We start from the raw sequence: 9,000 nt of genomic DNA on the forward strand, positions 1-9,000 counted from the left end.
CGCACGCGGGCCAGGTAGGCGCCAGCGTAGATTCCAACCACGTCGACCGAGGTGGTGCCGGTGCGCTGCAGCCGTATCCAGTTGCCGTTGTCCTTACGCCATTCCACGTCGTAGGCGACCGCGCCCTGCACCGCTGGCCAGGCGATGGTCATGGTGCTGACGGCTATGCCCTGGTCCACGGCATACGCCGAAGTCAGCGACACGCTGACAGGCGGCTGCACCGTTGTGACTGGAATGACACTTATAGGGCGCTCATCCAGCTTGGCCCCGGTGTCGATCGCCGCGAACTTGCTCGGGTTGAACTCAAGGGCAGTGATCTCGTATTCGCCCTCCTGGGTGCGCGTTGTCTTCAGCACACGGAACAGCTGCACCGCCAGGTCGTCGTAGTCGATTGCCCACTGCAGCTCGGGCTCAGGCTGCACGTTGTATTCCGTGGTCACCGTCACAGCGCGCCCAGAAACCGAGTGTACCGTGCGCGCCTGGGCGGTTCCGTTCGGCAAGTTCAGGATCAGGCGGTCGCCTGCCTTGATCGGCGTGTCCCGATCGAGCGTAACCACTCGGCCAGCAGCGGCAGCAATCCGACCGCCATTCGGGCGCCCGGCCACCAGTTCGTCAGCTACTGGGACGACGTAGCCAGGCAGCGGAATGCGGCCCTCCATGCCGGTTTTGAAGGTGACGGTACGGTCTTGGTTGTTGCTCAGCAGCGCCCACTTGCCTCGGCGCTGGGCCTCGGAGGCACGTGTGCAGCCAATGGCCGAGATTTCTACGGGACGGTCCCGGTACCGGCGCTGGAGCGCGTTGTCGGTCACCGGAATCACATCGGTGTCGTAGTTGTTCGCCGGGTTGTCGTAGCTGACCAAGGCGCGGCTGTAGTGCGTGTCGCGCTCAGCCCCACCGTAGACGAAGTCACCGTCGATGACGTTGGCCCGAGTGAAGACGTAGTCGATGTCCTGCGCGCGCGGCATGTCCGCCTGCATGAACAGCGAACCGTGGGCCCAGTACACCATGCCTCGGTAGATCGCCGACAGATCGCGCAGCAGGGTCCAGGCCTCAGCGCGGCCCTGCAGGTTCATGTCGCACAGGAAGCGCGGCTCTTGCCCGCCAATCCCGTTCGGCACCAGTTGGTCGCAGTACTGGGCTATGCGGTACATCTCCCATTTGTCGACCATCCACGACTTGATGCGCTTGCCCAGTCCGAAACGGTCCTCGACGCACAGGCCGTAGGTCACGAACGCCGGGTTGTTGGTCCAGGCCTGCTTGAAGGTACCGTCCCATACCCCGGTGTAGGTGCGAGTCACGGGGTCGTAATTGGTCGGCACCGACCAGCGCTTGGCTTTGCATTTGACCGTCACGGCCGGGATGTTCTGGAACTGCTGGGCGTCGAACTCGATGTACAGCAGCGCGGTGTTGGGATACCGCAGCTTCTCGTCGATGATCTCGGTGTAGCCAGCGATGGTCATGGTGTCGGCCACGGTACCGCTGTTGGCATCAGGGGTGATGCGGCGCACGCGCAGCATCCAGCCGGAGGTTGCCTTGGGCAGGTTGACGCGTACCGAGCGCTGGTAGCCATTGGTGGTCTTGCCGTCCACTGCGCCAAGGTGGGCCTCGACATACGCGCCGCCGTCAGTAGCGATGTCGATGGCGTACTCGATGCGGTAGCCGTTTGTGTTGCCGCTGCTGTCCTGCTTGGCCAGACGCGGCCAGGACATACGCACGCGCACCGCCGACAACTGCGTATTACTCAGCGCCCGGGTGAACGGGTTGTCGCTGCGCAGTTCCACGTTGACGGTGGTCTCGTTTTCCACCGCAGGGATGCCCTGAATGTAGTCCTGCTCGACCGTCCCTGGGCGCCACTCCCACCTCACGCCAGGGAAGTTAACGTTGCCGCTGACGTCCATGATCGGCGTGTTGTCGAGGTAAATGTCGCGGTCGGTGGGCATACCATCGAACTCACCCTCACCCACGGCCAACAGGATCTTGGCGATGTTCGTCGACGACAGGCTGTCAGGTGCTTCGACAGGGGTTTTTGGCTTGCTCTCGCCGCCCTTGGCGCCGGTGATATCCAAGTGAGCTGCTGCGCCCATGCTTTCCTCCGGGCAATAAAAAACCGCCCGGAGGCGGCCTGTTCGCTGAGTTGGCACTAGGCCTTATCTTGCGCCTCGATCGAGGCAGAGATGATCGCCCCGCCCCAACGGCGTTCACCGATGCAGATCGGGACAGGGTTGCCGCTGGCGGTCGTGTTTTTGGCTGAGCCGAACGCGTACGACGGCAAATTTTCGGGCGCTCCGCTCTGGGATAGCCCTCCTGCCTGAGGGCTGAGAAGCTGCATCACCCCTCCCGCTACGTTTGCTGCGCCGGCTGCATACATTGCACTTACTGCGGGCCCAGAAAAGAATCCGAAGGGGTTAAAATAAGCCAAGGCGATAAGGACTACACCAAGGACTGTCTGCAGCCCTCCAGCTCGCTTTGCTCCAGCCATCACTGGCACGATCCTGATTTCCTTCGCCCCGCCTCTTTCAAAATCATCAGGACCGACATTATTCCCATTCCTGAAAATGGCAAACCTCATGCCTAGCGCATCAAGCCGCTTAATTTCCTCATCAAAATCTGGAAGCGTCGCGCCAAGAGCTCTGCACGAATCTTTGAAGTTGCTTACCTGCAGGGCTCGTCGGTGAACACGCCCGAACCGCTTAGCCAGCGGGCCGGACAACTTGATAATCGTCATGGGTTCGTAATGAAGAGCTCTAAATCCCACAATATCCTCCAGGCATAAAAAAACCTCCCGCAGGAGGTTCGCGTGATCAGTTCATTCATCCAGCGCATTCTTTTACGACGTTCATCACTTTCTCATTGGGAGATTGCCAAGTTCGGTAAAAACGATAGGTAACTTGAACCTTTCCTGTACCTGCTGAAAACACATCAACAACATGCCATGGCGATTCGGCATTGGGGGCAACCACAGTGAGTCGACTGCCGGATCTCTGCAGAACACCACCGACACTACCCCCAATCAGCGCAATGCCTTGCCAGCCATCGCGAATACATTCGGCCACTTCGTCAGCCGGCTTAGAGGTCTGCACAGAAACCAATGGGGTGTTGGCTCGGATGTCATCTACTGTTGCACATCCCACCAGAACAGCTAACCCCAGTGCAGCAATGAAAATTCGCATGTAATTCCCTCCATTGAAAACCGGGAATGTACCATCACTTTGCTTTGCGGTGACGCAGCACAAGGCGCATCCGTTCGAGCCAAGGCCCGCCAAACACAACGATTTCGGATGGCCGCCCAAGCAGGTGGTGCAGCATGAATGGGCCAGGGCCGAAGACCTGCGCATGCTCCTCCGGCAGCTTCCCTTCGGCGCCCAGGTAGATGCCCGCGTGGTTCGGGTGCGCGGTGCGCCCGACGGCCATGACGATCATGTCGCCGCGCTGAGGCTGGCTGACCTGGTAAAAGCCGGCCGCTTCGTAGGCCTGCTCATACAGGCTCGGTCCGTCCGGCTTCTCCCACCACCCCTCCTCCCGCGCGTAGGCCGGAAACTCCAGACCCCATTCGCGCTTGTACCAGTCAGCGCAGACCTGCCAGCAGTCCCAGGCACCGTGCACGAACGGCCGGCCCAGCAGCGGCGTATGGCCAGTCGGAGTGATGCTCCGCAGGTCGCCCTCCGGCCACGACAGGATGTACCAAGGCAACCCCGAGGCCTCGCACATTGCCAGATCACGCGGTGAAGGCCTGCTGGTGGCATCAGGGTGCGAGTGCACGATTCCGATCACTTCGCCCTGGTCTTCAGCTGCAGCGTATTGCTCCGGTGGAATGCGGAATTCCTCGGCCGGATCGGTCGCGATGTTGTCGCAAGGTAGGTACCGCTGGGAGCGGCCTACGCTGATGATGATCCCGCAGCACTCGCGCGGGTACTCCGCCGCAGCGTGCGCTTGCACGGCGGCCAAGATGTGTTTACGCATGATCAGCTCCTGGCGATAAGGGAGACAGCCGGGAAGCCGCCAAAGGGCAGTTGGTTGCCCTGGCCAAATCGGACGGTGCAGCCTGTATCCAGGCAGCCATTGCACTGGTCCTCGGCCGGGTCATCCGTTGGGTTGCCGTCAAGGTCGTAATAGGGGCCGGTGTAGCCACAGTTGGGGCCGCGGTAACCGGCCGTCATGGCCCAATGGCACAGCTGAGTCATCTGCCGGCCTATGGTTTCACCGCCGACATCGCCAGGGCTGGCCAGCTCCCAGCCAACCGTGGTGCCGCTCTCCGAAACCTTCTGGTCGATGTACCAGACCTCGATGCCCTCCTCGGCAGGGTCCGCAGTCGGGTTGCCGGCCGGGAAATTCGCTGCATCCAGGTATTCACCCAGGGTATGGCGAATCGTCAGCTTGAACTCGAGCAGGTCTTCGAATGCCAGGCATAGGGCCGTGATCCTGCCGTTGACGTTGCCAACGGTCAGCTTGGGCCGCACCTCGGTACCGTCCGAGTTCGCCTCGATGCCTTCGATCTGCATGGGCCAGGCGCCGTACTCGTTGCCCTGCCACCAGATCGATTTCGCCGGCAGCTGGTCCGCATTCACACCCGCGGCCGCCAGCTCTTCTGGGGTGTGCGGGATTGCGTGACCGTGAAAGCGCAGTATGTCAGCACCGAAATCCGAACCGTCCAACTCGAACAGCAGGATCTCGGAACCCGGCTCCAGCTTCTGCAATTGCGTGATCAAAGTCATGGGTGATAGGCCCTTTCAAAGGTTGCTGTCAGGGTGGCGATACCGCCAGGCTTGCGCTCCTGCCGGAATTTTTCGCAGCGGTACATGCCCAGCACGCCTTCGGCGTTGGTCCACAGGAATGACTTGGCGCCCCTGTGCCGGCGAATGAAGGCAAGGATTGGGGCGATTTCCTCGCCCAGACCACCAAAGGTCAGATCCCAGCTGTCAGTCTCGGCATTCAGCCCATCGCTGGAGACTTGTACGTAGTTGTCGCCGAACTGGGACTTCCTGGTCCTCAGCGTGCTATCGCCACTGGCGGCCTCGTCCGGCACCCAGGTAAACGTCTCGATGGCCATCAGCGTCTCCCGTTGCTGTTGCGGTAACTGACGCCGCCGGAGCGCCAGGAAGCGGCGATCGCCCTTTCCGCCACGCCTTGCATCTGCCGCTCCATGTTTTGCTGGAGTGCAGTGGTGTCCAGCTCCATACCATCATCGCTGCGGTCTTCTACGGTGATGGCCATCGGCATATTCAACTGAACAACCGTCTGCCCACCGGTGCCGCCTCCGACCATCTGCACGCCCAGCGATCCGTCCGCGCCGCGGGCAAGCGGCATAATCGCTTCGGGACCCGCCTCGCCCGCCACGCCAACGCCGCCTCCAGCTAGGCCGAAGGGGGTCGGTGTATTGAGGATGCTATTTGTGAAGGCCGCTCCTTTGGCGAAGAACTGCACGCCGCCCTCCCAGGCGCCACCCTTGGCCTGCGTGACGCCAGACCAGTTGCTGAGATAGTCAGCGCTATACCCTGCCTGCGAGGCCCCGAGGTTCGAAGAGACAGCGCCAGCCGACCCCGCCGCCATACCGTTGCCACCGCCACCACCGAAGTAGTTGGTAGCCGCCGTTACGCCCCAGTTCACGACCCCACTCAGCAGGGAGCTGGCAGCCTGCTGGCTGGCGATCCTGGCCATATCCGCAATCACGCTGGTCGCGAAGTCCTTGAAGTTGGCCTTGCCGGTAATGGCGAACTCGGCCAGGGCATCGCGGGCCGTGTTGAAGCCGGTGGTGAGCATGTCATCGGTCGCGCCGGCCACGTTTGCTGCGTCCGCCTGGATGTTGGCCCAGGCGCGCTTGGCGCCGTTGCGATAGTCACGCTGGGCTGCCAATCGAGCGTCGAAACCGTCGACTTCCATCTGCAGCTCACGAGCCTGGTAATCAGCCAGATCTGCCAGCCGCTGCTGGTAGGCGTCCTGGCTGAGGCGGCGTGACACGTCCTCCTGCTGCTCCTCCAGCTGACGGCGCGCCTCGGCATACTTCTGCCGCACCGCATTCAGCCGGTCAGCCTCTTCGCGCTGGTCGTCGCCCATGCCGACACCGGCCACGTCCGCGCTGATCGCCTCCTGCCGTGTCTGCAACACCACTTCCATCGCCTTGCGATAGGCCTCGGCGCTGTTGCGGCGCACTTCTGCAAGCTTCCTCTCTTCCTCAGCCCGCTTCTGCAGGACAGGGTCGGCGTAGGCCGTGTTGAGGTTCTTAATGCCGAGCTCCATCTCGGCCGCGGTGATCTTGCCGGCGGCCTGGGCCTTGCGCAGTCCCTGCACACCCTCGGCCAGATCCTCTAGCCGTTTCTTCTCCGGTAGCGCGCGGTCAATGATCGCGTCGAGGGCCTTGATCTCGTCGTTCAGCGCCTTCGTGCGGTCCTTGCTGCCTTCGGTCGCATCCTTGTTGGCTTTCTTCTGCGACTCGATCGCGCTGGCCGCGGAAAGAATCGCCAGTCGATCGGTCTCTGTGAGGTCGGCGTTTTCCGCGATGTAGCGGTTGGCGGCCTTGGTGGCATCGCCATTGTCCTGGAGGCCGGCCAGCTGCTTCTGCAGCGTTTCGAGGTAGGTCTGTCCCGCCGAGCTCATGCCAGCTTTCGCGGCGTTGTTGGCCTGGGTGGCGGACGTGTTTTGCTCGGTAACGCCGGTGAGCACCCGCAGCGTCTCGGCAATCAGGCCCGAGCGCTGGTCGGCATCGCTGACGGCACCGGCCTGGGTGATCCACTGCTGCACGGTGCCGGCCGGCAACTGTAGGCGGTTACCGACCTCCTGGAGTATCGGCGAAAGCCCCTGGCCAGCCGCGCGTGCTTCGTTCAGACGATCGACCAGCCCCTGATACTCAGCCAGCTGTCGGTTGTACTGGCCACCGGAGTCGCGCACCGGCGCTGTCACCACTGCTGCACGGATGGACTGGGCGAGGTCGCCGTAGGCGCCCTTTACCTTATCGGTCGCGGTGACCTGCTCCTGCTGCCATTTGACCAGGGACGCTTCCCGCTGGTCTTTGTTGAGTTTGGCGAACTCCTCGCGCAGTTGCGCCACCGGCTTGTGCAATTCGTCCAGGCTGACGCCAGCCTGCTCGGCATTGCTGCTCAGCAGCAGGAAACTGGCCGCCGCCGTCCCAGCCAGCAAGGCAAGCCCCATCGGGCCACCCAAGACACTGAGCAGGCCGGCGCTGACGGTGCGCAGGCCGGACTGGGCAGCTGCTACAGCCGCAGTCGCCGCCGCTTCTCGCTGACGAGCCTGAGCCAGCTGGATGGACATCTGCGTCTGCACCGCTGTACCACGCGCCGCAGCGGCTTCGCGCGCGGCCAGGATGGTCAAGGTTTCGGCCTTGCGCTGGTCGGCAAGGGCCGCCTGAACCACAGCCTCAGCCTGAGCGATCCGTGCCGATCGATCTGCCAGAGCTGCCTTCACGGCCAGCCCAGACTTCGCTATGTAGTTGGTCAGTGCCGCGACGCCCACGCCGGCCATCACCACTGCAACGGCTTCGACGTTGTCGGCCAGGGCAATCAGGATGCTCGACAGGCCAGCCACAGCACCGGTCTGCTCCTCCATGCCACCCAGGAAAGTCTGTACGGCGTTGCCGATGTTCACCATCGCATCCTGCACGCTGGTGGACATGTCGGCGGCGGCCTGGCGGTTGACCTCAACAGTCTTCAGCAGGCCGGTATTGATGTCGTCGAGCGAGAGCTTGCCCTCAACGCCGAGCTTGCGGATCTCCTCCGCGCTCTTGCCGGTGGCAGTGGCAATGGCCGTGACGATGGTCGGCATGGCCTCCTGAATGGAAACCCAGCCATCCGCCTCAACTTTGCCGGTCTGCAGGGCCTTGGAGTAGGCGTCCAGCGCAGACCCGGCCTTGTCGGCGGCTGCTGCGTTGGTCACCAGCAGGAAGCTGAAGCTGTCGGTGATGTCGAGGGTCTGCTGGGTATTGAAACCTAGGCTGCGCATGACATCCGCAGTCCGGATATACAGCTCTTGCGCTTCAGCCAGTGGCCGGTAGGTTTCCTGCGCGGTGCGTAGGAGGTGCTCCTGCACCGTCTGGTACACGCCAGCGCTACCCGCAGCGGCCTTCATACGGTCGGACATCTGCCCGTAGGCGTCGACCTGCTGAATGATGCCGCCAATCAGACCAGCCCCGGCGACGGCAGCAAAGGCGCCACGCATCAGTACACCGGCTTTCTCAGCGGCAAGCCCGGTGCTGTCAAACGCGGAGTCGACTTGCTCCAGGTTGCGGTCGATCGACTGGGTGGTGCGCGCCACCACCTGGTCAGCACTGGCCAGCTCGCGGCGCAGTTGTGCCGTGGTGGCCTCGATCTGGACCAGCATTCCCTGGACTTGTTGGTCGGCCATGCAAATCTCCAAGCACAAAAAAAACCGCCCGGAGGCGGCACGCTGTCTACTGTTTGGGCCGCCCTCGCAGGAAGCTCTTCAACTTGTCCGCAACGCTTTCACGCTTCTGCGGCGAAGCCTGCGCCTGGCCTTGAGCCTGCCCGCGACCCGTCCAGTCGAGCCGAGCATCAAGCGCGAGCATGATCTGCGGGATGGGGGTGTGCCACGCAGTGTCGGGCGGCCAGCCGAGCCAGCCGGTGGCCACGCCGAACAAATAGTCGACGTAGCTGCCGTTCTTCACTGCGCTGTGCTGACCGCCTCGTCCTTTCCCCTGGCGGCAACGCTCGGCGGTACCGGGTTGAGCAGGACAGTGATGTACTCGGTCAGCTGGCTCGATACCTTGGCTACGCCAGTGTGGAAGACTTCGCCGGCAATCACAGGATGTTGTTCAGGCTTCAGATCGGCGCCGGCGATCACAATGTCGGCACAGGCGGCGATGCTCATGATTCGCATCGATTCCAACGCGGCGCGCAGCCCGCCGAAACGGGCTTCGATTCGTAGCGCCGCATCGAGGGTGGGCTTCAGGGTGTAGCTTCGGGCGCCGATCACCAGCGTGACGGTGCCGTGCAAGGCTTCGCTCATTGGATTTCTCGCAGAAAAGAACGGGGC

The 9,000-nt window shown here is 62.7% G+C and carries 9 protein-coding genes; all 9 read right to left on the reverse strand.

Annotated features, from left to right (window positions below; translation table 11 throughout):
• Positions 1 to 2,084, reverse strand: a 2,084-nt coding sequence (locus ACIPZC_RS25820) for a host specificity protein J (protein WP_400630363.1), incomplete at its 3' end; no start/stop codon positions are given.
• 56 nt (positions 2,085 to 2,140) lie between these two features.
• The gene (locus ACIPZC_RS25825) at positions 2,141 to 2,725 is read right to left on the reverse strand and encodes a tail assembly protein (protein ID WP_400630365.1); all 585 of its coding nucleotides are present in this window, start codon (positions 2,723 to 2,725) and stop codon (positions 2,141 to 2,143) included.
• 85 nt (positions 2,726 to 2,810) lie between these two features.
• Positions 2,811 to 3,170 (reverse strand): hypothetical protein, encoded by a 360-nt coding sequence (locus tag ACIPZC_RS25830; RefSeq protein WP_400630367.1) that lies wholly within the window; start codon positions 3,168 to 3,170, stop codon positions 2,811 to 2,813.
• A gap of 34 nt (positions 3,171 to 3,204) precedes the next feature.
• Positions 3,205 to 3,960 carry a C40 family peptidase gene (locus ACIPZC_RS25835; protein WP_400630369.1) on the reverse strand — a complete coding sequence of 252 codons (756 nt, stop codon included), beginning with the start codon at positions 3,958 to 3,960 and terminating at the stop codon, positions 3,205 to 3,207.
• 2 nt (positions 3,961 to 3,962) lie between these two features.
• Complete coding sequence (locus ACIPZC_RS25840) at positions 3,963 to 4,712, reverse strand: phage minor tail protein L (RefSeq protein WP_400630371.1); 750 nt, start codon at positions 4,710 to 4,712, stop codon at positions 3,963 to 3,965.
• Positions 4,709 to 5,047, reverse strand: coding sequence for a phage tail protein (locus ACIPZC_RS25845; RefSeq protein ID WP_400630373.1), 339 nt, complete (start codon positions 5,045 to 5,047; stop codon positions 4,709 to 4,711). The genes ACIPZC_RS25840 and ACIPZC_RS25845 overlap by 4 nt, the downstream gene beginning before the upstream one ends.
• A complete protein-coding gene (locus ACIPZC_RS25850; RefSeq protein ID WP_400630375.1) occupies positions 5,047 to 8,352 on the reverse strand; it encodes a phage tail tape measure protein in 3,306 nt (1,101 codons plus the stop codon). The genes ACIPZC_RS25845 and ACIPZC_RS25850 overlap by 1 nt, the downstream gene beginning before the upstream one ends.
• Positions 8,353 to 8,398: 46 nt before the next feature.
• A complete protein-coding gene (locus ACIPZC_RS25855) occupies positions 8,399 to 8,632 on the reverse strand; it encodes a hypothetical protein (RefSeq protein WP_400630377.1) in 234 nt (77 codons plus the stop codon).
• A complete protein-coding gene (locus tag ACIPZC_RS25860) occupies positions 8,629 to 8,973 on the reverse strand; it encodes a hypothetical protein (RefSeq protein WP_400630379.1) in 345 nt (114 codons plus the stop codon). Before ACIPZC_RS25860 ends, ACIPZC_RS25855 begins: the two co-directional genes overlap by 4 nt.
• Between the last annotated feature and the right edge of the window lie 27 nt (positions 8,974 to 9,000).

This window comes from Pseudomonas sp. NPDC089743, assembly GCF_044748785.1.
Classification (GTDB): Bacteria; Pseudomonadota; Gammaproteobacteria; order Pseudomonadales; family Pseudomonadaceae; genus Aquipseudomonas; species Aquipseudomonas putida_X.